Consider the following 23650-nt stretch of genomic DNA (forward strand, 5'->3'; position numbering starts at 1 on the left):
TCTCCTTTTCACATTGTAGAAAAACAGCCGGAACAATTCAATTAAACGGTCTTATAAGCGGCTGCTCATCCACCTGTTCCACTCTGCCTGCGTGTTTCCAACAATATATCGCTCTGCCCCGTCAGGCAGAAGACCACTCATCGCCGAACCGCCAATGCCAATTTCCATCTCCGAATACGTTTTACTCAATTCATTCGCCAGCGCCAGCGTCGGCACTAAGTTTTCACGCAGCGTACAAGAAAAAAACAAAAATTTCGGTTTAACTGTCTCTGTGACAGTAAAAATATCCCCCTCTTTTAAACTGGCTCCAAGGTAAACAACTTCATAGCCAAGCCGTCTGACAAAAAGGGTAAAAATAAGCAGTCCGAGTTCGTGCCATTCACCAGGGCCGCACACGGCTACGACTTTTGGCAAAACCCCATTGTGTGGAAATGAATGCATCACCATGCCAATGCGTGAGCGGAGAATAGACGTCGCAAAGTGCTCGTGTGCCGTCGTAATTTCTCCATCTTCCCACAGCTTACCAATATGGACAAGAAGGGAGCCAAGAATATTCACAGTCACACTGTCAATTGTATACAGAGCAAATGCTTTGTTTATGAGTTCCTGGGCTTTCACTTCATCAAAACGGAGCAGCGCCTGCAGAAGTTGTTCCGACAGTGCTTTCTGGTTATTCACATCCTCGGAAACCGTGTATCCCGGTTCTGTTTCGTGCTGATCGAGAAGAGCAGCCGCCTGACTGATGGTAAAGCCTTGCTGCACTTTCTCGGACAGCCATTTCAATTTGCAAATATGCTTGTCCGTATACAATCTGTGGCCTGCTTCATTACGGACCGGCTCTAAAATGTGGTAACGCCGCTCCCAAGCCCGCAGCGTCCCCGGCTGAATGCCTGTCAATGTGGAGACTGCTTTAATATTATATTTTCCCTCACTCATGACGCTCGTCCTTTCCCATTAATTGTACAGTCATTATACAAGCCGGTATACAAGGCGTAAACTTTAAATCTTCTCGCCCGTTCTGCTAATCGTTATGAGATGTGTTTCCGCCCGGGCGCCAAAACGGAGCGGGATCCCCGTTGTGCCATAGCCATTGGACACAAGCGAATGAATCCCATCTGCCAGTTTCCATCCGCCTTTTTCGTAAAGCCCCCACGGTCCTAAGCGGATTTGTCCGCCATGTGTATGGCCGCTTAACATAGCAGCAACTCGGTCTGCTTTTTGAATGGTCCGAATAAAAGCCGGGTTATGGCTGACAACGATTTTATAGACGTGTGAAGGAACATTATGAAACAGAGCCTGTTTGTCGCTCTTGCCCTTACTTAAATCATCCGTGCCGAGAAGGTACACGTCCGGGGAGAGCGAAGCCGATCCATTTTTCAGCACCGTGACACCCCAATCTGAAAAAATGGCGGAGAGACGGTGGAAGCCAATTTCATAATCATTATTTCCCGGCACAAAATAAATCGGAGCGATCGTTGAAAGCCGCTTTATATTTTCTCTGATCCGCTCGTCCTGCACACCGCCCTCACATAAATCGCCCCCGATGATGACAGCATGTGCACGGCCCTGCACATGTTCAATAATGGACCAATGGATGAGACGCCGATGAATGTCCGAAATAAAAAAAAGCGCAAGGGGCGCCTTTTCCGGAAAACGATTATCGGCAATGACTGTTTCTTTCACTTCATTATGAAATGCTTCTTTCCACATATAAAGGCCGGCTGCAGCGAATGGCATAACAGCCAGCATAAGTTGCTTCAACATGATTTTCCCTTCATTTCTATAAACAATTCTTCTTATTCTGTGTCCTGTACCGTTTCTTCATCCGCTGTATCATTCTGTTCTGTAATGACTTGATTCATTACCGGTTTTTCTTCTTTCAAAGCGTACACAGCAAGAAACGGAGAAGCAATAAAAAAAACAAGCAGGGCTGTCAGCAGCGGATAATGACGTTTTTTCCCGTTTTTTTCTTTTACGGGTCTTTGCCATTCCTCACCGCTTACCTGAACAGATTCCTTTACTTTTTCTAAAGGCTGTTTATTTTTTTCGGCCATTTCACGATAAGGGTCTTTCGTCATGATTGTTCCTCCCAGCTGGATCGTAAAAAGCGATTAATTGTTATTATTATACTCGACATGTACACGTTGGTTAATAGGTCATTTTTCCGGCAGTAAACGAGCCAGCAAATCGCGCCAATGCTCCCGGTGTTCACTGCGGGTGATCACCGTTTTTTCTTGAAAAGCAGCAAGGCTGACTCCGCAAACATCACAGCATTGCTGCTGTTCAGCCCGCTTTTCATTAAATAACCGCATATAACCGGCTCGCCGGCATTCCTCTGCGGACAGCCACATCACTATTTCTTTTCGCTTAATGGCTTTTCTCTCAAGTAAATATTCCCGTTTCTGACTAATATAACGGAAAGGGTTAATATTTTTGCGTTCCGCTTCTTGTTTGTAATGAACGGCAAACCGCGTCTGCGTTTCTGATAAAGGCGGCTGCACATCACGGGCTGCGATCCCATGTTCAGTCATCTGACGGATTTGGCCGTCATCCGGAAACTCCATTTCCGCGATAAATTCATGCAGTTTTTCATCACCGGGAACGTATAGAAGGACAGCTGCAGACGGATTTCCATCACGGCCTGCCCGTCCGATTTCCTGTAAATAGGATTCCATTTGCGGCGGCATATGATAATGAATAACAAAACGAACATTTTCTTTATTAATGCCCATTCCAAATGCACTGGTCGCACAGACGACATCGAGCTCACCTGTTAAAAATTGATGCTGAATAAGAAGCCGGTCTCCTGCATCCATTCCGCCGTGATAAAAGGCGGTGCGTTCAACCCCTGCCTGTTTTAAATGATGGACGGCTTCTTCAGCTGCCCGGCGGCCTGAAAAATAAACAATCCCCGGCTTTTGAAAAAAAGAAACGAGTTCAATAAGCCGTGCCTGCTTGTCCATTTGATCCTGCAGCTTCTCCACGTGGACAGCAATATTCGGTCGATTGACAGAAAACACCCACTCTTTCACTGTATGCAGCTGGAGACCATTTAATATATCATTTCGGACTTTTTCTGTCGCTGTTGCTGTCAGCGCAAGGGTAAGGGGACTGCCAAGTTCATTCCGAACGTTACCGAGCAGACGATAATCCGGACGAAAATCATATCCCCACTGCGAAATGCAGTGCGCTTCATCCACAACAAACAACGAAACCTGTAACTGCCGCAGGGCTTGAATCACCTGTGGGATTTGCAGCATTTCCGGGGATAAAAAAATAAATTTATATCGGTTCAGATTGGCAAGTGCAGCGTTTTTTTCTTCGTATTGCAGAAAAGAATTCAGCGCAATCACCCGTTTTTCTCCGCGCCTTTTTAACTGTTCTGTCTGATCCTGCATAAGAGAGAGAAGCGGTGAAACAACGATGACGGCACCCTGCAGCAGATAAGCAGGGAGCTGATAACAGAGTGACTTCCCTGTCCCTGTGGGCAGCATGCTAAGCGTATTATGGCCGGACAAAATGGATTCAATGGTTTCTCTCTGTCCGGGGCGAAACGAATCAAAACCGAATTGTTCACGGAGCAGCTGATCGATATTCATCAAGATTTCCTGCTTTCCTTCGCCAGAACCAGCCTTATTTGAAAATAAGAATGATCCGGCAGCTGTTCTTTTATTGGCTTTAATTGTCGGTTTGACACACTCTTTGCCGCTTTAATGACCGCTTTTTCTTTCTCTTCTTCAATAAACGGACGGATTGTAAATGCAGGGTCATTTAACGCCAGTTCCACAATATGGTCTTCAATTGTCGCTTTTTTTAATTGTCTTGCGGAAGCAATCTGGTCAACAGTCATGCCTTTCTTCAAATAATCTGCCGTCTGCCTTGCCGATAATGTTAACGTCAATGGATCATAAATATCCATGATCACCTTTTGCAGCAAAGGTGTTTTATGAGGCAGCGCTGTCACACTGTTCACTATGGAGTGAATGGCATGAAGAAAGCGAAACCAATACTCCGTCTCTTCCATATCCATCCATTCAGCTGCCTGCGCGAGGGTTTTCCCGGTCTGGTTATGACCGGAGAAACGGATGACAATGCATTCCGGCTGTTCCGGCAGCAGCTGAAAAAGATCCTCCAGTTCGCGGTACAGGGAAGATGCGAGCACTTCTTTTGAACAAGGCATTTGCTTCAAAAAACGCTTTACCCATTCATGAAGTACTTCATCCCGTGTAACAGGGTAGTAAGCTTTATCATGATAGGCGAAGTGGGACGCAACCTGGACAAGCAGCTGAAGACGGCTGAAAAAAACAGACGCCGTTCCTGAAAATTGCCAGCCGGAAAGTTCAGGAAATGTGCCTGTCTGTAAAAAACAGCGGTTCATTTCTTCGATACCTTCACGTGCAGCAAACGGACGATATAAGTCACCGGTTATATAGCCCTGATTTATTAACTTTTTGATAATGGATTCGAATGAGGAAGAAGTCAAAAAAGGTGCTGTATGGAACCATTTTGTTAAACGGTATAAATGTGCATCCTGTATCGTCTGTGCGGACTTTTTCCCCTTTAACAAGTGATAAACAGACGAAGATGTACGTTCTCCTTCTACCGCCTTTATGGCGTTCAAAATAACGGCTTCCAGACACCGCACGTCCATCACTCCTTCTTTTTACTGGCCTTATTGTATCACAAAACATGCGTTCCTGTCTTTTTATTTCTTTTTTTCAGAATGTAAGCCCTATCATTCAGGGATCAAGAAGTTTTTTATTGAAAAGTAAATTAATCGGATTTAAAATAAAAAGTAGAAGTGTTTTTTTACGCTTACTGACAGATTTTATAGGAGGTCCATTCATGGCAAAGTATACGATTGTCGATAAAGACACATGTATCGCATGCGGTGCTTGCGGCGCTGCAGCACCAGATATTTATGACTATGATGATGAAGGCATTGCATTCGTTATCTTAGATGACAACGAAGGGACAGCAGCTGTTCCTGACGTTCTTGAAGAAGATATGCAAGACGCATTTGAAGGCTGCCCGACAGATTCAATCAAAATTGCGGAAGAGCCATTTAACGGCGACGCATTAAAATTTGAATAAAAAATGGCTCCGCCTTTAGCGGAGCCATTTTAATTACGCTGACAGCTGTTTTTCTTCAAGCATGCCGCGGGATCGTAAAGAAAAAAACGGTCCCATGTCCAAGATGACTTTGTACTTTAATTGTACCGCCGTGTGCGTGAACAATATTCTTCGCAATGGACAGACCGAGACCTGTGCCTGCTTGTCCACGCGTGCGTGCTTTATCGGCTTTATAAAAACGTTCAAATACAAACGGCAAGTCTTCTTCCGGGATGCCGGCACCTGAATCTTCCACTCGAATCAAATGAAATTGCTCTTTCAATTCGTGAACAACCGTTACACGGCCGCCTTCCGGAGTGTGGCGGAGAGCGTTGTCAATTAAATTCGTCAGCACCTGCTCAATCCGGTCTTCGTCAATGGATACCGGCATATGGGAGTGACTGGTCTCTGCTGACAATTGTATGTTTTTTTCTTTTGCAATTCCTTGAAACTTATTGGTCACACGGATTAAAAACGGCTCAATGTCCGTTTCTTCCTTATTTAACGTAATGTGCCCTGCCTGCATCCGGGCCAGATCGAGCAGTTCATTGACAAGACGACCCATCCGCAGTGATTCTTCATGAATAATTTGCGCGATTTCCCGTTTTTCTTCTTCTGTTGCCGCAATGTCATCGACAATCGCTTCGCTGTATCCCTGCATCATTGAAATCGGCGTCCGGAGTTCGTGCGATACATTTGCAATGAAATCTTCACGCAGTTTATCAAGACGCCGTTCTTCTGTCATATCCCGGACGACCGTAACAGCCCCGCGGACAGACTCATCGTTATACAGAGGGCTGACGATGATCACGTATGATCGCCCCTGCATGGTCAGTTCGCCTTCCTGTTCTGTTTCCGTTTTTACCGCTTCCTTAAATAAATCCGTTAACAATACAGGTACTTCCCCTTCATAACCGCTTGCTTTTTTTTCAAACTGCCAGTCATGCAGAAATTGCCGTGCCGGCGGATTTGTTATAAGCACATTCGCATTTTGATCGAGCGTGATGACTCCGTCCGCCATTGAACTTAAGATGCTGGAAAGCTGTTCTTTTTCCTGATTGAGGGCATGAATATTTCCTTTCAGCTGATAGGCCATTTTATTAAAGGATGTCGCTAACGCACCAATTTCATCATTTGTTAAGATCGGCACTTTCGTATCAAAATTTCCCTGCGTCAATTCCGTTGCTGCTTCACGCATATTCCGGAGCGGAGCGGTTACGCGCGTCGATAAAAAAAAGGCAAAAATGGTCGTTAATACAATCGCGATACCGGCCGCTGCCAAAATGAGTTTCGTTGTCTGCTCAGTCGTTTCTTTCATCACTTCAAGCGATTGATAAATAAAAACAGCGCTCTTTTCACCGCTGTTCATTTCGAAAGGCACACCCACGATAAACGAATTCTCATAGCGGCTGTCTGAACGTGAGCCTTCATCAACCGGAATTTCAGCCTTCACTTTTTGCTCACCTTTAAAAACAGCCGATAACGTCGGGTCACTGGTAATCGTTTCTTTGCTGATTTTTGCTTCTTCCGTTTCAAACGGTGAGTAATGAAATACATTTTCATTCTCGGCAATCATTACGTGGGCAGGGCCATCCACAAGCTCCCAAGCAACTTCAAAACCCGTTTCTTTATTTTCATGGTCGGCGATAACAGCCGCTATTTTTTCCGCTGTATTTTCCAGCTGCTGTTCCACTTGTGTAATGTGGTAGCTTTCAAAAAACTCAAGCAGCAAAATGGTTAAAAATGCCAGGACAAATGAAACGAGAAGCAGGATTGTAATCCATAGCTTCCCGACAACACTTCGCCATATTTTCATTCATTTCCGACCTCAAATTTGTACCCGACGCCCCAAACGGTCACAATCATTTTTGCGGCTTGCTCCGATACTTTATTCAGCTTTTCCCGCAGCCGTTTCACATGTGTATCTACTGTGCGCAAGTCACCGAAAAACTCGTAATGCCATACTTCCTTAAGCAAATGTTCCCGATCGAATACCTTATCCGGTGATTTAGCAAGAAAATAGAGAAGCTCGTATTCTTTTGGCGTCAAATTTACCTCTTCACCATCCGCTGTCACGCGGTGAGCGTCGTTATCAATCGTTAAATGTTTATAGACAATTAAATCTTTTGATTTTGTGTCAGTCTGCAAATACGAAGTCGGCGATGAACGTCTCAAAAGCGCTTTCACCCGCAACACGACCTCGCGCGGACTGAACGGCTTTACTATATAATCATCCGTGCCCACTTCAAAGCCCTGTACACGGTTTGCTTCTTCCCCTTTTGCCGTCAGCATAATCACAGGGGTTGCTTTCGTCTCACGCAATTCGCGGCATACTTCAATTCCATCTTTGCCCGGCATCATTAAATCAAGTAAAATGCAGTCGTAATCACCTTCTGTTGCTTTCGCCAGTGCTTCTTCCCCATCCGCTGCTTCATCAATGATATAATTTTCACGTTCTAAATACATGCGAAGCAAACGGCGAATGCGCTCTTCATCATCCACCACTAAAATCTTCATTTCTTTCTCCAAAAACGTTCCCTCCCAATACACACTATATCTCTCATTATAATATAAAAAAATGTCCCCGCCAAAAACGGAGACACATTTTCTTATGCATACGAGTGCAGGCCGGCAATAACCAGGTTAACAGCAACAAGGTTAAACATGATAATGCCGAAGCCGATGACCGCAAGCCAAGCTGATCGTTCACCGTGCCATCCTTTTGACAGGCGGAGGTGAAGGAAGGCTGCGTAAAATAAAAATGTAATGAGCGCCCAAACTTCTTTGGGGTCCCAGCCCCAAAAGCGCGTCCAGGCGATCTGTGCCCAGATCATAGCGAATATAAGCGCGCCAAGTGTAAAGACCGGAAAACCAATCAAAACAGAGCGGTAGCTGATTTCATCCAGCAAATCGGAACTTACATTGCGGACAAGCGGCTGCAATAATGCGGCAACACGTTTTCTTGTTATAAGGCGGATGAGCACATATAGGATGACCCCTGCGCCTAGTGACCAGAGAACGGTGTTTAATTTTTTCGCATTGATAAAGGCAGGCATTTCCACAATAGGATTCATTTTCCCATCCGTGATCAAGACCCCTTCATTCGGACCGACAAGTGCCGGCACGTTAAATTCCTGCACCGCCGCTGCATCTTCTTTGTTTACATATTCAAATTCCGCTTTATAATCCGACAATGCAAATCCGGTTGTAATCAAAATAAAGCCGACAACAGATACGATTAAAAACATCACTGCTTCAAGCCACTTCGTTTTTTTCGTACTGATGGATTGATCGATATTTTTCACAAGATAAATAATTCCGGCAATAAAACTGATAGCCAGAATCCCCTGCCCTGCTGCGGCTGTTGTGACGTGAATATGCAGCCAGTCACTTTGAAGGGCCGGTATAAGCGGGCTGATTTCCCGCGGAAACATGCTGGCATAGGCAATGATGATAATGGCGATTGGTAAAGCAAACAAGCCAAGTACAGCGGTTTTGTAAATAAAGAAAATCAAAATAAAGGCTCCGATAACCATCATGCCAAAGAACGTGGTAAATTCAAACAGGTTGCTGACCGGTGCATGACCTGCCGCTGCCCAGCGCGTAATAAAATAACCGAGCTGCGCGATAAATCCGATAATGGTCACCGTAATGGCTAATTTCCCCCACCGGTTTAACTGATCGCCATCACGCAGCCCTTTTTGGCGGATCGATCCACCAAAAAGGAAGGTGCCGACTAAATATAAAATAAAGGCTGCGTACAGCAGCGCACTGCTTATTCCTGCTAACTCCGACATCGAGAATTGCCTCCTTAATCCTTTTGTCTATCTTCCGGCTCCGGGATTGCCGTGCCATCAAGAACGGCATGAATTTCCCTTTTTAAACCGTGCCAGTTTTTATTCGTGTGGCCGGCTATGTAAATATGACCATCTTTCTCACGAATCCAGATGCGGCGGTGGTTCCAGTAAGAACCTTGAATGACACCGATCATGAAGATAATCCCGCCGATGCCAAGGATAGGCAACGTTAAATCTTTACGGATGGTCAATGCGGACACATCGCGTGTTTCCAGATTTTTGAACTTCATTTTGTACATTGTTTCACCAAGCGGTTCCATTGTGTTTTGAATTTCAACAAAACTCACTTCGCCGTCCGGTTTTTCCGGAGAAATCATGTTGAACAAAAAGGCCGGCTTGTTTGGCAAAGGTGATCTCGACGTCGGTTCTCCTTCTTTCGTAAAACCATCAAAATCGGGATAATAACCAAGCAGTTCTACTTTATAGCCGTTGCCAAGATCATACGTTTCCTGCTGATTAAACAAATCAACGACCACTTCACCAAATTCTTCGCCGGTTTCTTTGTTCGTTAAGGCAAAATGCATCGCCTTCATTTCGTCTTGGCGGTAACTTGTTTGATAGACCGCAAAGCTCTCAAATTTCATCGGCTGATTTACTTGAATATCATCATGCAGAACTTCCGTTAATTCAGGCTCTGCTCCGGGAAGATCATTATTTTCATCACGGTATAAAATGGCATCTGTCTGATAGTTTTTCGCGACCGTCCCGACGCGGTCAATCGCTTCGTTAAATACTTCCAGATCTTCGCCCTGCTTATAATTTTCAAGCGTAAATCCATCGTTTTTCACGTAATATTCCCCATCGGTGCCCGGAATCTGCAGCGTTTCGCCTTCCCGGATCCAGAGCAGTTCATCAATATACATCCCCTGTACGGATCTGAGCATCGCACCGAATAAAAAGATGATGAGCCCTACATGATTCACATACGGGCCCCATCTTGTAAAACGATTTTTTTCGGCGAGAAGAGCCCCGTTTTCTTCCCGGATTTTATATCGTTTCTTTTTCAGCTCTTCACGTACTTTTTCCAGATCAGACGCTTGTAAAGAAGCCTTCTGTTCCGCAAAAAGACGCTGTTTTTTCATGAACGATTCGTGCCGGTCAACGCGCTGTGTTTTCAGCGCCCGATACAGCGGAATCACACGATCCAAGCTGGCAATAACAAGCGACACCCCAAGTGCGGCAATAAGGGCGATAAACCAGACAGAGTTGTATAAATCATGAAACCCGATCATATAATAAAATTTTCCGAAAGTGCCATACACGTCTTCATAGTACGTTTCAGCCGGAATGTTGCTTGGAATATAAAATTCCTGCGGCAAAATCGTACCAAACGAAGCGGCGACAAGAATTAACACGATGATCCAGATCCCGACTTTTACAGAGGAGAAAAAGTTCCACACTTTATCAATAATCGTCTTGTTGTACGTTTGCGAGCGACGGGCACTCCCTTCATAACGCATATCGACGAGGTTCTCTTTTTTTGCTTCCTCGGTCAGCGCACGGCCGCACGATTCACATAAAATCGTGCCGCGCGGATTGACATGCCCGCATTCGCACTTTACTTTCCCCATACTTTAAAACTCCCTTTACGATGATGGTTTCACACTTTCAAACAACGCTCTAATTTGCTCTTCCGTTAAGCCAGCCGTGACAATTTGATCAATTGTCCCATCCGGCAGAATCATGAACGTTGTCGGAAGCGGATTAATCCCGTATGTTTCCTGTACTTCTTTGCCTTTATCAATGGCAATCGGGAATGTCAACCCATACTGCTCCGCGAAGTTCTTCACTTGAAAATTTGATTCTCCGACGTTTACAGCTAATACTTCCACTTGTCCCTCATATTCTTTCGCCAATTTTTCCATATAAGGCATTTCTTTTTTGCACGGTTCACACCATGTGCCCCAGAAATTTAAAAAGACCCCTTTTCCTTCATAATCCGACAAACGGTGCTGTTCACCGTCCAGATCCGTTAAGACAAAATCAGGAGCTTGATCTCCTGCCTCAAGGTTTCCGCGTGATTCCCTGGTCAAGTTCGTATACAGTGTGTAAACGACCAGACCGGCCAGAATCGCAAGAATCGCTGTTCGCATATACAGCCGTTTTTTCTTTTTATCCATCTGCCAACCTCCACTCCATTGTTCAACAATGCCGGCATGTTTGAAAACTACGTACATTATATCACTACTTGTCGAATTTGCAGAAAATAGCGTCTATCTGTTATGTGACAGTTTTATGAACTAGCGAAGTGAGCCGGTTTCAGCAAGTGTGCGAAGCTGTTTCACTTCATGTGTGGTCAATTCCCGGTACTCACCTGCATTTAGTCCATGCAGTGTTAAATGCGCAAACCGGTCGCGGCGAAGCTTTTGAACAGGATGCCCAATCGCTTCAAACATGCGGCGCACCTGGCGATTACGGCCTTCATGAATTGTCATTTCCAGCAGCGAGCGATTTTTCTTACGGTCAATCGACAATTCTTTGACTTTTGCCGGCGCCGTTTTTCCGTCCTCCAGTTTAATGCCGCTCATAAGCCGTTTCAACAAGTGACGCTGCACAATCCCTTCAGTTTTGACAATATACGTTTTGTCCATTTCATATCGTGGATGTGTCATTAAATTAGCGAATTCGCCGTCATTGGTCATGAGAAGCAAACCGGATGTATCATAATCAAGGCGGCCGACCGGAAAGATCCTCTCTTCCACTTCAGGAAAAAAGTCCGTTACTGTTTTACGCCCCTTATCATCCGTTACCGCCGAGATAACGCCGCGCGGTTTATAAAACAAATAATAGACTTTCCGCTCCCGCTCAAGGGGCACCCCTTCTACTTCTACTTCATCATTCAAACCGACTTTTGTGCCGAGTTCGGTAATCGTTTTACCATTGACTGTCACTTTTCCTTCTTGAATAAGCTGCTCCGCTTTTCGCCGTGAAGCAATACCGGCTTGTGCAATGACTTTTTGCAGACGTTCCATCTATTTCACCTCTAAATATGTCTTAAATACCCTAAAGCATTATGTCATAAATAACGCAAAAGGGAAAGAAAACAGAAATGAAAAAAAACCTGGCTATAAGAGCCAGGCAACTGCGAAAACAGCGGCTATAAAAGCGGCAGCATCTGCAAGCAATCCGATTTTCAGCGCATCACCCGTTTTTTTAATGCCGGCTGCACCGAAATAAATGGCAAGCACATACAGCGTTGTATCGGTGCTTCCCTGCATGACCGCCGCCAATTTTGCAATATAGGAATCAGGACCGAATTCACGCATGATCTGATCGAGCATGGCCAGTGTAGCAGATCCGGAAATCGGCCGGATGATGGCAAGCGGGACGACCTCGGGCGGAATGCCAACGAGTGAGGTGACCGGCTGCAGCAGGCCAGCGATCCAGTCAGCAGCACCGGATGCCCGAAATACTGCGACTGCGGCCATCATAATCACTAAATGCGGCACAATGGCGGCCCATGTCTGCATCCCTTCTTTTGCCCCATCTGTCAAAGCCGTGTAAATATTTACTTCCCGGTATAATCCGGCTGCAATCACCACAGCGATAATGAGCGGAATAAGCCACGCCGCCATTATCGGTTCCTTCTGTGCGCATAATACCGGTCGATGATGATCGCAAAGCAGGCGGACAAAATGGTCGCCAAAAACGCAGGCATGATAATATCAGCGGGGTTTTCAGCGCCGTGGGAGATGCCAAGGGCGATCACAGTCGTCGGGATAAGCGTGACACCGGCTGTATTTAAGGCAAGAAACGTAATCATCGACCGGCTTGCTGTATCCCGGTCCTCATTTAATCGGCGCAGCTCCCTCATCGTTTTTAAACCGATTGGTGTTGCCGCATTTCCAAGGCCGAAAAAGTTAGCCGCCATATTTGATGCGATAAATCCGAAGACAGGATGACCATGAGGAATTTCGGGAAACAGGCGGCTGAGGAGCGGTTGAACAATAGCAGCAAGGGAGCGGACGAGTCCGGCTGCTTCAGCTGTTTTCATAACGCCTGTCCAAAAAAGAATTACACCACCAAGAGAAAGTGCAAGCTGAACAGACTGCTCCATAGACTGAAAAAGCGCTTCGTTGACTTCCGCCATCGTCCCATTAACCGCCGCAAATACGAAACCGGATAACAATAAAAAAGCGAACGCTGCACTGACCATTAGCGCAGCACCTCCTTCACTTTTTCAAAAAAGGATTTTTCGCGGGTTTCAGACCGGTAAATCGGCACATCCAGCTGTTTTTCTTCACCAATCCAAAGCTCCGCCCGGTTCTTTTTCTTATCCTTATTCAAAATGATACGGACGTATGCATTCTTTTTTTCTTCCTTCGTCAACGGAAAACGCACTGTTTGCTTCGCATAAAAAAAATCGCGTTCCCCCGGGACTTGGAATGGTTCTTTTTCTACTACAGTAACACGATTATAGGATGTGAAACCATCATCAAAAAGAGCCTGATGGTCACGCCAGTCATCCGGCGCCCCGAGTGTCACCGCGACAAACTCAAGACCATTTTGCTTTGCCGTTGTGACGAGGGTACGCCCCGATTTTTTTGTATAACCGGTTTTGCCTCCTGTAATCCGTCCGCCTTCTCTGACAAGACGATGTTTATTTTCCCATACTCGCACCGGACGGCTTTTCGTTTTGTATGAAACGGTGCCGGTGATTTTCCGGAATTCAAGGTTGTCCATCGCTTCAGCAGTCAGCAGCGCCATATCATAAGCCGTCGAATGATGTCCCGGATCGTCCAAACCGTGCGGATTCATAAAAACCGTATTTTTCATGCCGATCAGCTTCGCTTTCCGATTCATCATCGCCACAAATTCAGGTGTACTGCCGCCGACAAATTCACTAATTGCCATGGCGGCATCATTCCCGGAACGAAGCATAAGCCCATACACTAACTCTTCCAGCGTTAATGAATCGCCTTTTTCCATATACAAACTTGACCCTTCCACCTGCACGGACTGCTCGCGTATGATTACTTCCTCTTGCAACCGGCCGGATTCAATGGCCAAAAGTGCGGTCATGATTTTCGTAATACTGGCAATCGGCCGCCGTTCATGAGCCGATTTAGATGCGATTACGCGGCCGCTGTCCATATCCATCAACACTGCATTTCGCGCTGAAACAAACGGCTGTGCAGCAGCTTTGGACGGGATGGCGGCGATGCATAATATAATCGCAGCAGCAATGATCAACAGCTTTTTTACCATGTGTCCGCTCCTTCCCTTTTTTCACTACTTTATGAAAAAAAGGAGACATTCATGATTATTCTTCTGCCATTTCATCCATTGCTTCCTCAAACCTGCCGAAAAATAAATCCGCTTCCTGCTGGATCGACACTTCTCCTTCAGAAAGCGGCGGCAGGTCATCCAGACTGTTCAATTGAAATGCATCAAGAAATTCATTGGTTGTAGCGTATAAAATCGGCCGTCCTGCTCCTTCCGCACGGCCTGCTTCTTCAATTAAGCCGCGGGCTGCGAGTGTCGCAATCGGCCGCTCCGTTTTCACACCCCTTATATCCTCGACTTCCATGCGCGTCACCGGCTGATTGTATGCGATAATGGCCAGCGTCTCCAGTGCGGCTTGTGATAAGGTTTTTGGTGACGGTTTGTCTGCGAGAGCCTGAATAAACGATGCGTTTTCTTTTTTTGTCATCATCCTGTATTCTGTACCGTACTTCGTAATGGTCACACCGCGTGTTTCATCGTGCAAAAGGGTTTCAGCCATTTGCTCCACCACGTTCCGGACGGTTTGAACATCGACATCCAGAACAGAGGCCATCTGCTCCGCTGAAAGTCCTTCGTCACCAGCGGCAAATAAAAGGCTTTCGATAATACTTTCGTTTGTCATTGCTTTCCTCCAGATATAACATACAAATCAGCAAAATTCCCTTGCTGTGTCACTGTAATTTCATTTTGTTTCATTAACTCAAGAAGCGCTAAAAAACTGGCAACGAGCTCATCCCGTTCATTTGACTGAAATAAATCTTCAAACAGAACAGGTTCTTTTGCTTCCTTCAGCGTTTTTAGCAGTACCTCCATTCTCGCTTCAACCGAAATTTCTTCCCGGCGGACGGTCGCCTGCCTTGGGACAGCCATTTTTTTCCTTCTTGTCATTTTTTGAAAAGCGCCGAGCATATCGTAAATGCTCACATTAAGCGGGCCTTCACCGGACGGCGCGAACAGCACGTCTGCTGGAGGGCGGGAAAATAATTTTGTCCGTTCTTCTTCCCGCTCCTGCAGCTTAATGGCTGCTTCTTTATATTTTTTATATTCAATGAGACGGCGTGTCAATTCTTCACGCGGGTCTTCTTCCTCTAAATATTCATCTTCATCTGATGAATGGTCCGGGAGCAGTGACCGGCTTTTCATGGCAATCAGCGTCGCAGCCATGACAAGATATTCGCTCGCCACATCCAGCTCGAGCTGATGCATCGTGTTTACATATAATAAATATTGATTCGTAATTTCCGCGGCCGGTATATCGTAAATATCGATTTCTAATTTATTGATTAAGTGAAGAAGCAAATCCAGCGGCCCTTCAAACGAATCAATTTTCACTTTATATTCCATTTGGGATCTCCTGTTTTCCATAGCCTTTATTGCATCATTTAAAGTATAGTATATTTCACATTCAGTTTCAGCGTTTTCTGGTTGAGAATAAAGGGAATGCATGATAAACTGAAATTAAATCCGACCGACTGACTGGGGGAAAATTGATGTATACTTATCCTGTGCCATACCTTGCTTTTCTGGCACATTTCCATATTGATCGTGATTATTTTGAGTGCCATGAGCTGTTAGAAGAACATTGGAAAAAAACAGACGGCGCACGTGATTCCGTCTGGGTGGGCCTCATTCAATCGGCTGTTTATTTGTATCATTATCGGCGCGGCAACATAAATGGGGCAAAACGGATGGCTGCCAAAGCCATTGACTGCTTTTCAAAGAAACAAACCGAGCTTGCCCGTCTTGGCATTGATGCCGGCCGTTTTACAGCAGCGATTCGCGAATCGGCTGCCCGCCTTGAAGACGGCATGCCGTTTAAACCCCTGCCCATTCCGATTTCAGACACAAAGCTTGCCGATGAATTTGACTTGTTTGCCGAAACATTTGAACCGGAACCGAATGAACTATTTTTATCCGAAAAGCATAAACTGCGGGATCGTTCTGATGTCATCGAAGCGCGGCAATCAGCCATTGAATTAAAAAAAGCCGGGAAGGTGCCGTTATAAACGGCTGCCTTTTCCGGCTTCTTTTGTACATTTTTCGAAAAAGCGGGTTGTCGCCTCACCGGGAACTACTTCTTGATCCGGATGCGCTTTTGTTACCGCCGCAATCATTTCCGTTCCGATTCCTTCATCGCGATAAGAAGGATTGACGGCAATGTGTAAAATTTCGACTTTGTTGTTATCGGCTGCAACTCCTACGACGCCCACAATATCCTCGTCTATCTTCCATAAATACAACTGTCGTTCATCGCTTGTTTCGTAAGACTCGATTGTTTCCTGAAGCGTACGCAGTTCTTTTTCCTGCGGCATGTACGAAAGCAATCCCATCGCAATTTTCTTAAACGATTTCTTGTATCGAATCAGCATATAAAATCCCTCTTCAATTAGCAGGATTTACCTGCGTAATACCGTCACGCTTACTATATTACTAAAACGCTCCTGCAACCGCAAGAGGTTTCCTTTAATTTACAATAAAAAACCAATAGTACAAGCCCCATCCAATCGCCATCAACGTTAACAAAATGAGCAGAATCACATTACTTTTCATGATGATTGCCACCCTCAATTCGTTTGCGTCAATTGCAGAGGCAAATCGAGTTTAATAAGGTCATCGTATGTTTCCCGGCGAATCACCACTTTTGCTTCGCCATTTTCAACGAAAATAACAGGCGGACGCGGGATGCGATTATAATTGTTCGCCATCGAATAGCCATATGCGCCCGTACAGAACATGGCCAGAAGATCCCCTGTTTCTGCTTTTGGCAGCGGCAAATCCCAGATAAGCATATCGCCGGATTCACAGCATTTCCCCGCAATAGACACTGTTTCTTCAACAGGATCATTGACACGATTGGCAAGGACAGCTTCATATTTTGCCTCGTATAAAGCTGGACGAATATTGTCGCTCATCCCGCCATCAACCGCTAAATATTTACGTACGTTCGGGACATCTTTCACAGACCCTGTCTCATAAATCGTGACACCGGCATCGCCAACGAGGGAGCGGCCAGGTTCGATCCAAATTTCCGGCATGATCATGCCGAGACGCGAAGACTCTTCCTGCACCTTCCGGATAATTTCTTCCACATAGGCAGCCGGCTCCAGCGGGTCATCTTCTGATGTATAGCGTATGCCAAAGCCGCCTCCAAGGTTCAATACCGTCGCTTCAAACTTAAGACGCTCTTTCCAATCAGCCAGTTTGCCGATAATTTTTTCGGCCGCAAGCGTGAAACCGGTTGTTTCAAAAATTTGCGAGCCGATGTGGCAGTGCAGACCAAGCACATGAATAAATGGCTTTTCCATTGCTATAACAAGCGCTTCTTCCGCCTGCCCGTTATTTAAATCAAAACCAAATTTCGAATCTTCCTGTCCGGTCAAAATGTAGTCATGAGTGTGCGCTTCAATGCCGGGTGTAATACGTAATAAAATCCTTATTGCCTGACCACGCGACCGGCTGATTTCATCAATTAAAGACAATTCATGAAAATTATCGACAACGATACAGCCGATAGCTGCGTCAAAAGCCATTTCCAATTCCTCACGGCTTTTATTGTTTCCATGGAAATGAATACGTTCAACGGGAAATCCCGCTTTTTGAGCCGTATATAATTCGCCGCCGGAAACGACGTCGAGTGAAAGCCCTTCCTGCTCAGCCAGCTGCATCATAGCCACTGAAGCGAACGCTTTACTGGCATAGGCCACTTGTGCGGTCACACCCATTTGCTCAAATGTTTTCTTAAATCCCCTTGCCCGTTGTCTGATTAACGCTACATCATATACATAAAGCGGTGTTCCGTATTGCGCCGCCAGTTCAACAACATCGACACCTCCAATTTCAAGATGGCCGAGATCATTCACGGCAGCTGTTCCGTATGTATGCATCTTTTATCGCTCCGATCTTTTAACGTCATGCCAACATTCAGCATCAGAATAAAAGTACTATATCACACATTGACGGCCCGCTCAATATACGAACAAAATCACCGGTCAGCCAGAAGTTGACCGGTTTATTTCCGGGATTCCTGACTGTTCCGGTGCCTGACGGCGTATCAATATCGTAAATAACGATTTAGCGTCGAACGGGACAAGCGGCCATAAATATGGCGCCCCGAACGGTTTCAAACGGACAAGAAACAGAAAAAAGAGAGTAGTGGCAATCACAAGTCCGGCTGGTCCGAATAACGCGGCAGAAATGATAAAAAAGAGCCTGACCATTTTATTTGCTATCCCCAGTTCATAACTAGGTGTTGAAAATGTGCCGATCGCCGCTAATGCCGTATACAAAATGACTTCCGGAACGAAAAGACCGGTGTCGATCGCGATTTGACCAATCAAGACGGCTGCGACAAGGCCCATTGCCGTTGACAGCGGCTGAGGTGTATGGATCGCCGCGATCCGAAGCCACTCAATACCCACATCCGCAATTAATATTTGCGCAACGAGCGGTATATTCGTCTCTTTGCTCGGCCCAATAAACGCGAGAGCTTTCGGCAGCATATTTGGATGTTCCGCAAACAAAAACCAAAGCGGTAATAAAAAAAGAGACATCCATAACCCAATGAAGCGAATCATCCGGATAAACGTTCCGGCAGCGGGCAGCTCCCGATACTCTTCCGCATGCTGCAAATGCTGAAGAAACGTAGCGGGCATAATCATAACAGCTGGCGAGGTATCGGTAAATAACAATACATGCCCCTCAAGTAAATGAGCTGCACCGATATCTGCCCGTTCGGTATACCGGACGAGCGGATACGGGTTGTAACGCTGTTTAACGATAAATTCTTCAATCGTTTTATCCGCCATCGGCACACCATCGACATTAATGTTCTGGATTTCCTTTTTGACTTTTTCCACAAGGTCCGGGTTCGCCAGCCCTTCGATATAACCGACGGCGACGTCCATTTGAGACATGGAACCCGCTTTCATCATTTCAAAACGCAGATTGCCGTTTCGAATTCTCCTTCTTGTAAGCGCTGTATTGACAATAACATTTTCCACATAACCGTCTCGTGAACCACGCACGACTTTCTCGGTATCCGGTTCTTCCGGCTGACGCCCTGGATAACTTCGGACATCCACTGCGAACAAGCCGTTCGGCACGGCTATGACAATAAGACCGGCTAACATAAAATGTGCCAGTTTCGTCCTGTCTGTCACTTCTTCAACGGATTGGTGCACAAGATGATTTTTTACGAGTTCAGCCGCCGGCTCTTTTCGTTTTCTCTCGATGGCGAGAAGAGATTCGATCAATTCAATAATAAATCTCGTTTCACACAATCCATTAATAAAATAAAGATGGAGCGGTTCACCGGCAATAATCAGCCTCCGTACACCAGCATCAAAACTTTTCCCCAGTCCGGCTTCTTTTTCCAAAAAAGCATCAATCTCACTCGGTTGAACGTTCATCATGCTGTCTCCTTTCAAAGCGGGGAAAAGAATATCCATTGGACAAGGGAACCCGCTGTTTTCCCGAGTGCCACCGCCATCATTAAGATGTTTATTTGCTCAAAAACACCGGCTCTGCGCGCTAAAATCGGAAACACATTTAAGACTTCCGTGAGCGCGGCAGCAGCCATACCAATAAATAAACCGGCAAACAAGCCAATCGCGGCTGTTACAAAGGCCGGAATATACAATTGTACAGAAAAAATGTGAAGACACGTCCCTGCAAGAACGCCAACAACAAGCGCCAGTTCATACAAATGAATGAACGGCTTCGTTTTTGTAGCCGACATGAGGCGGGGAATAACACCGAGTACGGTAATAAACGCCACATAGCCTGCCCCTGTCGCAAGCCCTCCGGCAATGCCTAAAAAAATGATCAAAACCGTCTCCATCTCACGGTTGTTCCTTTTCATTTGCCGCAAGATAACCATTGATATCTTCTTCATATTTAAACATTTCCAAATCAAGCGGTCCCGGCTCTTCATTCAGCCTTTTTTGCCATAAACGGTTAAAGAAGAAAATCATGCCGAGACCAAGTCCAATTGAATAGGGGATTTGAAGCAATAAGGGCCGATCCACTCTGGAACCGGTCACCATCTCATAGAGCATGACATGTACTTTTTGCATGGAAACATCTTCATGAAAATTCATTATCGTCAGCGCAGCGCCAGTAAATAGTACGATCCAAACGAAAGCAATTTTCCAAAATGACGCGGCAGGAACAGCAGTTTGCAAGCTGACAATGGCTTCAGTCTCTCCGGCAATCTCCACTTTTGATTCGGGCATCGCGTCTTTCAACGCTTTAATCACATCCAGAACTGTAATGACCACAATATTGCCTGCTGAAGGCGGAATTTGTTTGATGATTATTTTTTCTAAAATCGGTATGATATCATCACTTGCCTGCGCATCAGCTACATCAAAAAAAGTAATGAGCCGCTGATCCAGACGAACGTGCCGTTTCAAACTGATATACACTGTATCATCCATACCCGCACCTCCGCTTTTTACGGAGTTTCCCCGTGCGTTTTACTTTTTATTCATATCTTCACGCAGACCACGAATGATCTGCTTCTCGAGACGGGACACCTGCACCTGCGATATCCCGAGACGCTCCGCTGTTTCCGCCTGCGTGCAGTCTTTATAGTACCGCAAATAAATAATCAGCCGCTCCCGCTCATTTAACTTTTCCACCGCTTCTTTTAACACAAGGGAATCAAACCATTTCATATCCGGTGCGGAAAGCTGATCGAGCAGCGTGATCGGCTCTCCTTCATTTTCATATACCGTTTCATGAATGGATGCCGGTTTTCGCGCAGATTCCTGTGCCATTAATGCTTCTTCTGTCGTAATATCAAGCCGTTCTGCTAACTCATTCACCGTTGGTGCGCGGCCAAATTGAGCGGTAAACTGCTCTCTCTCCCGCCTCATTTTATTGGCTGTCTCTTTTAGGCGTCTGCTCACCTTCACTTCGCCATCGTCACGTAAAAAGCGCTGAATTTCACCAATAATCATTGGCACGGCATAGGTCGAAAATTTTACATTGTAAGACAGGTCAAATTTATCAATACATTTTAGCAAGCCGATGCAGCCAATTTGAAACAAATCGTCCGACTCATAACCACGGTTTAAAAATCGCTGCACAACGGACCACACAAGTCTTGTATTCCACTCCACCAGCTTATTTCTCGCTTCGGGATCTCCAGACTGGCTTTTCTTAATGAGCGCCTTTACTTCACTGTCAGACAGCTGTACGGCCTGTTTCATATGGCGGGTCCTCTATACACACCGGACACGTTTACCGGCCAGGCGTTTTTTAAACCGGACCACAGTCCCTGATGATGTGCTTGATTCGATCTCCAGCAGGTCCGTAAAATGCTCCATGATCGTAAATCCCATTCCGGCACGTTCCATTTCCGGCTTTGTGGTAAATAGCGGTTCCTTTGCTTCCTCAATATTCCGAATCCCTTTTCCTTCATCGCGGATGACCACATCGATTTCTCCATCATCTATCGAAGCAGAAAGATAAACGACACAGGCGGGATTGCTGTCGTATCCGTGAATAATCGCATTTGTCACCGCCTCGGAAACCGCTGTCTTTAATTCGGCCAGATCATCCATGGTCGGATTCAATTTCGCTGCAAATGCCGCAACCGCAACACGGGCAAAGGCTTCATTTTCACCTAGTGCGTTAAACGAAAGGTTCATGACATTTTGCATGATGGCCCCTCCAATCTGCGCAATGCATCCTGTTCGGTCTGTTCAACATACATGATTTTAAATAACCCCGACAGCTGAAAAAGCCGTTTTACCTGCGTGTTTAATCCACATACAGTTACACTGCCGCCAAGTTCATTCACCTGGCGGTAGCGGCCCAGAATCACACCGAGTCCCGAGCTGTCCATAAAGGAAAGGCCGCCCAAATTCCAGATTAAATGCAGTGTTTCATTCGCCTCCATTTCCGCTTCCACAAACTCTTTCACCTGCTCCGCATAATAATGATCGAGTTCACCTGCTAAACGGATACATAACACATTTCCTGTTGCTTCTGCCGTCGTCGTCACCATTTCATGTATTCCTCCTTTTTGTACTAAGACGGTAATTTCGGTCTGGCAAACGCGTTATCCTTCCCATTTACAAAAGTAGAAAAAACATCCTTTTTTTCGACAAAATAAAAAGACTGACGATTGTCAGTCTTTGATCACTTTATGAATTAATACCGGCTGTTTCACTTGGTTTCTTGAAAAATGATATGCTTCTTTTACTTTTTGAATCGAGTTTTCGGAATTTTCCCGAGCCGCATGCAATGTCACCAGTACGTCCCCTTTTTTGACTTGATCCCCGATTTTTTTGTTTAAGGTAATGCCGACTGCGTGATTAATATGGTCCTCTTTTGTTGCCCTTCCTGCGCCTAAATACATAGCGGCTGCACCAATGGACTCCGCGTCAATTTCCGATACATAGCCATCCATTTCCGCTTTTACATCAATGTGATACGCCGCCTGCGGGAGTTTGTCTACATCATCAATCACTTCAATATTGCCGCCCTGTGCGATGACAAACTGACGGAAGGATTCAAATGCTTTCCCGTTTTCGAGATTTTGTTCAAGCGTTTCATACGCTTTTTTATAATCCGAAAACGCGCCGGCAAGGACCGTCATATGTGCGGCAATTTCAAGTGACAGCGTTCGCAGATCATGTATTTTCGCTCCCTGTAAAATAGCGGCAGCTTCTTTAATTTCGTTCGCATTGCCGACTTCAAATCCGAGCGGCTGATTCATATCACTGATGATCGCTATCGTTTTTTTTCCTAAACGATTGCCGATCGCCACCATTTCTTTCGCCAGTGATTCTGAATCTTCGAGCGTTTTCATAAACGCTCCGGAGCCTGTTTTCACATCAAGAACAATGCTGTCGGCACCGGAAGCCAGCTTTTTACTCATGATTGAACCGGCGATGAGCGGAATCGACTCGACTGTGGCTGTCACGTCGCGCAGCGCATACAATTTTTTATCCGCCGGTGCGAGATTCCCTGTCTGTCCGGCAACAGATAATTTATACTTATTGACATTGTCTATAAATTGTTCTTTCGTCAACTCGATATTGAACCCTTCAATTGATTCAAGCTTATCGATCGTGCCGCCCGTATGACCAAGTCCTCTGCCTGACATTTTGGCAACCGGGACACCGGCAGATGCAACCAGCGGACCGACAATAAAGGTCACTTTATCACCGACACCGCCTGTTGAATGCTTATCGACTTTATGTCCTTTAATGCGTGATAAATCAATTGTTTCGCCGGAATCCACCATTGCTTTTGTTAAGAGAGCAGTTTCACGCGGAACCATTCCTTGAAAACAAATCGCCATCATGAGCGCCGAAGCTTGATAGTCCGGAATATCGCCTTTTGTGTAGCCATCAATAAAAAAATAAATTTCTTCCTTTGTTAATTCGCTTCCATTTCGTTTTTTATGAATAATGTCGACCATTCTCATCATCATCACCACT

Annotated in this window: 27 protein-coding genes; 2 read left to right on the forward strand and 25 right to left on the reverse strand. The window is 45.7% G+C overall.

The features are described from left to right. Positions 1-51: 51 nt before the first annotated feature. The 5 genes from BTO30_RS04650 to BTO30_RS04670 all read right to left on the reverse strand — a co-directional run bounded on the left by BTO30_RS04650 (position 52) and on the right by BTO30_RS04670 (position 4651). Positions 52-936 carry a MerR family transcriptional regulator gene (locus tag BTO30_RS04650; protein ID WP_075397552.1) on the reverse strand — a complete coding sequence of 295 codons (885 nt, stop codon included), beginning with the start codon at positions 934-936 and terminating at the stop codon, positions 52-54. Positions 937-999: 63 nt separating this feature from the next. Next, positions 1000-1764: a metallophosphoesterase gene (locus BTO30_RS04655; RefSeq protein ID WP_075397553.1), complete on the reverse strand. Its 765-nt coding sequence runs from the start codon at positions 1762-1764 to the stop codon at positions 1000-1002. Between the two features lie 32 nt (positions 1765-1796). Continuing rightward, positions 1797-2078 (reverse strand): hypothetical protein, encoded by a 282-nt coding sequence (locus BTO30_RS04660; protein WP_075397554.1) that lies wholly within the window; start codon positions 2076-2078, stop codon positions 1797-1799. Positions 2079-2156: 78 nt separating this feature from the next. Then, positions 2157-3599 carry a RecQ family ATP-dependent DNA helicase gene (locus tag BTO30_RS04665; RefSeq protein WP_075397555.1) on the reverse strand — a complete coding sequence of 481 codons (1443 nt, stop codon included), beginning with the start codon at positions 3597-3599 and terminating at the stop codon, positions 2157-2159. Then, on the reverse strand, positions 3599-4651 hold the full coding sequence (locus tag BTO30_RS04670; protein ID WP_075397556.1) for a YpbB family protein: 1053 nt from the start codon (positions 4649-4651) through the stop codon (positions 3599-3601). Before BTO30_RS04670 ends, BTO30_RS04665 begins: the two co-directional genes overlap by 1 nt. A gap of 194 nt (positions 4652-4845) precedes the next feature. Between BTO30_RS04670 and BTO30_RS04675 the strand changes: the two genes are divergently transcribed. After that, entirely contained in the window at positions 4846-5094 is a 249-nt protein-coding gene (locus BTO30_RS04675; RefSeq protein WP_075397557.1) for a ferredoxin, read from the forward strand. Between the two features lie 55 nt (positions 5095-5149). On the opposite strand, the gene BTO30_RS04680 is transcribed toward BTO30_RS04675, so the two are convergent. The 11 genes from BTO30_RS04680 to BTO30_RS04730 form a co-directional block, all read right to left on the reverse strand. Continuing rightward, the gene (locus BTO30_RS04680; protein WP_075397558.1) at positions 5150-6928 is read right to left on the reverse strand and encodes an ATP-binding protein; all 1779 of its coding nucleotides are present in this window, start codon (positions 6926-6928) and stop codon (positions 5150-5152) included. Then, positions 6925-7641: a response regulator transcription factor gene (locus tag BTO30_RS04685; protein WP_075397559.1), complete on the reverse strand. Its 717-nt coding sequence runs from the start codon at positions 7639-7641 to the stop codon at positions 6925-6927. Before BTO30_RS04685 ends, BTO30_RS04680 begins: the two co-directional genes overlap by 4 nt. An 80-nt stretch (positions 7642-7721) precedes the next feature. After that, positions 7722-8909, reverse strand: coding sequence for a c-type cytochrome biogenesis protein CcsB (gene ccsB, locus BTO30_RS04690; protein ID WP_075397560.1), 1188 nt, complete (start codon positions 8907-8909; stop codon positions 7722-7724). Positions 8910-8923: 14 nt separating this feature from the next. After that, positions 8924-10540 (reverse strand): cytochrome c biogenesis protein ResB, encoded by a 1617-nt coding sequence (gene resB / locus BTO30_RS04695; RefSeq protein ID WP_075397561.1) that lies wholly within the window; start codon positions 10538-10540, stop codon positions 8924-8926. Positions 10541-10555: 15 nt separating this feature from the next. Then, positions 10556-11089 (reverse strand): thiol-disulfide oxidoreductase ResA, encoded by a 534-nt coding sequence (resA, locus tag BTO30_RS04700; protein WP_075397562.1) that lies wholly within the window; start codon positions 11087-11089, stop codon positions 10556-10558. A gap of 120 nt (positions 11090-11209) precedes the next feature. Then, on the reverse strand, positions 11210-11941 hold the full coding sequence (locus tag BTO30_RS04705) for a pseudouridine synthase (RefSeq protein ID WP_075397563.1): 732 nt from the start codon (positions 11939-11941) through the stop codon (positions 11210-11212). Positions 11942-12034: 93 nt separating this feature from the next. Further along, positions 12035-12544, reverse strand: coding sequence for a spore maturation protein (locus BTO30_RS04710; RefSeq protein WP_075397564.1), 510 nt, complete (start codon positions 12542-12544; stop codon positions 12035-12037). Continuing rightward, complete coding sequence (locus BTO30_RS04715; RefSeq protein ID WP_075397565.1) at positions 12544-13125, reverse strand: nucleoside recognition domain-containing protein; 582 nt, start codon at positions 13123-13125, stop codon at positions 12544-12546. Before BTO30_RS04715 ends, BTO30_RS04710 begins: the two co-directional genes overlap by 1 nt. Then, a complete protein-coding gene (locus BTO30_RS04720) occupies positions 13125-14177 on the reverse strand; it encodes a D-alanyl-D-alanine carboxypeptidase family protein (protein ID WP_075397566.1) in 1053 nt (350 codons plus the stop codon). Before BTO30_RS04720 ends, BTO30_RS04715 begins: the two co-directional genes overlap by 1 nt. A gap of 55 nt (positions 14178-14232) precedes the next feature. Beyond that, positions 14233-14817, reverse strand: a complete 585-nt coding sequence (gene scpB / locus BTO30_RS04725; protein ID WP_075397567.1) for an SMC-Scp complex subunit ScpB — start codon at positions 14815-14817, stop codon at positions 14233-14235. Further along, positions 14814-15539, reverse strand: coding sequence for a segregation/condensation protein A (locus BTO30_RS04730; protein WP_075397568.1), 726 nt, complete (start codon positions 15537-15539; stop codon positions 14814-14816). The genes scpB and BTO30_RS04730 overlap by 4 nt, the downstream gene beginning before the upstream one ends. Before the next feature lie 146 nt (positions 15540-15685). Here BTO30_RS04730 and BTO30_RS04735 point away from each other — a divergent pair, with 146 nt between their 5' ends. Then, positions 15686-16201, forward strand: coding sequence for a DUF309 domain-containing protein (locus tag BTO30_RS04735; RefSeq protein WP_075397569.1), 516 nt, complete (start codon positions 15686-15688; stop codon positions 16199-16201). Here BTO30_RS04735 and BTO30_RS04740 read toward each other — a convergent pair. From BTO30_RS04740 to BTO30_RS04780, 9 genes are all read right to left on the reverse strand, one after another. Beyond that, positions 16196-16564, reverse strand: a complete 369-nt coding sequence (locus BTO30_RS04740) for a GNAT family N-acetyltransferase (RefSeq protein WP_075397570.1) — start codon at positions 16562-16564, stop codon at positions 16196-16198. The genes BTO30_RS04735 and BTO30_RS04740 overlap by 6 nt on opposite strands. A gap of 195 nt (positions 16565-16759) precedes the next feature. After that, positions 16760-18079, reverse strand: coding sequence for a diaminopimelate decarboxylase (gene lysA, locus BTO30_RS04745; RefSeq protein WP_075397571.1), 1320 nt, complete (start codon positions 18077-18079; stop codon positions 16760-16762). A gap of 105 nt (positions 18080-18184) precedes the next feature. Further along, positions 18185-19603 carry a spore germination protein gene (locus tag BTO30_RS04750; RefSeq protein ID WP_075397572.1) on the reverse strand — a complete coding sequence of 473 codons (1419 nt, stop codon included), beginning with the start codon at positions 19601-19603 and terminating at the stop codon, positions 18185-18187. Positions 19604-19617: 14 nt separating this feature from the next. After that, on the reverse strand, positions 19618-20034 hold the full coding sequence (locus BTO30_RS04755; RefSeq protein ID WP_075397573.1) for a stage V sporulation protein AB: 417 nt from the start codon (positions 20032-20034) through the stop codon (positions 19618-19620). Between the two features lies 1 nt (position 20035). Next, positions 20036-20632, reverse strand: coding sequence for a stage V sporulation protein AA (locus BTO30_RS04760; RefSeq protein ID WP_075397574.1), 597 nt, complete (start codon positions 20630-20632; stop codon positions 20036-20038). Between the two features lie 39 nt (positions 20633-20671). Then, a complete protein-coding gene (sigF, locus tag BTO30_RS04765; RefSeq protein ID WP_075397575.1) occupies positions 20672-21409 on the reverse strand; it encodes an RNA polymerase sporulation sigma factor SigF in 738 nt (245 codons plus the stop codon). 12 nt (positions 21410-21421) lie between these two features. Beyond that, the gene (gene spoIIAB, locus BTO30_RS04770; RefSeq protein ID WP_075397576.1) at positions 21422-21862 is read right to left on the reverse strand and encodes an anti-sigma F factor; all 441 of its coding nucleotides are present in this window, start codon (positions 21860-21862) and stop codon (positions 21422-21424) included. After that, the gene (spoIIAA, locus tag BTO30_RS04775; RefSeq protein ID WP_075397577.1) at positions 21847-22209 is read right to left on the reverse strand and encodes an anti-sigma F factor antagonist; all 363 of its coding nucleotides are present in this window, start codon (positions 22207-22209) and stop codon (positions 21847-21849) included. Before spoIIAA ends, spoIIAB begins: the two co-directional genes overlap by 16 nt. A gap of 123 nt (positions 22210-22332) precedes the next feature. Beyond that, positions 22333-23637, reverse strand: coding sequence for a pyrimidine-nucleoside phosphorylase (locus BTO30_RS04780; protein WP_075397578.1), 1305 nt, complete (start codon positions 23635-23637; stop codon positions 22333-22335). Positions 23638-23650 lie beyond the last annotated feature (13 nt).

It is taken from the genome of Domibacillus antri (assembly GCF_001936625.1).
Taxonomy (GTDB): Bacteria; Bacillota; Bacilli; order Bacillales; family Domibacillaceae; genus Domibacillus; species Domibacillus antri.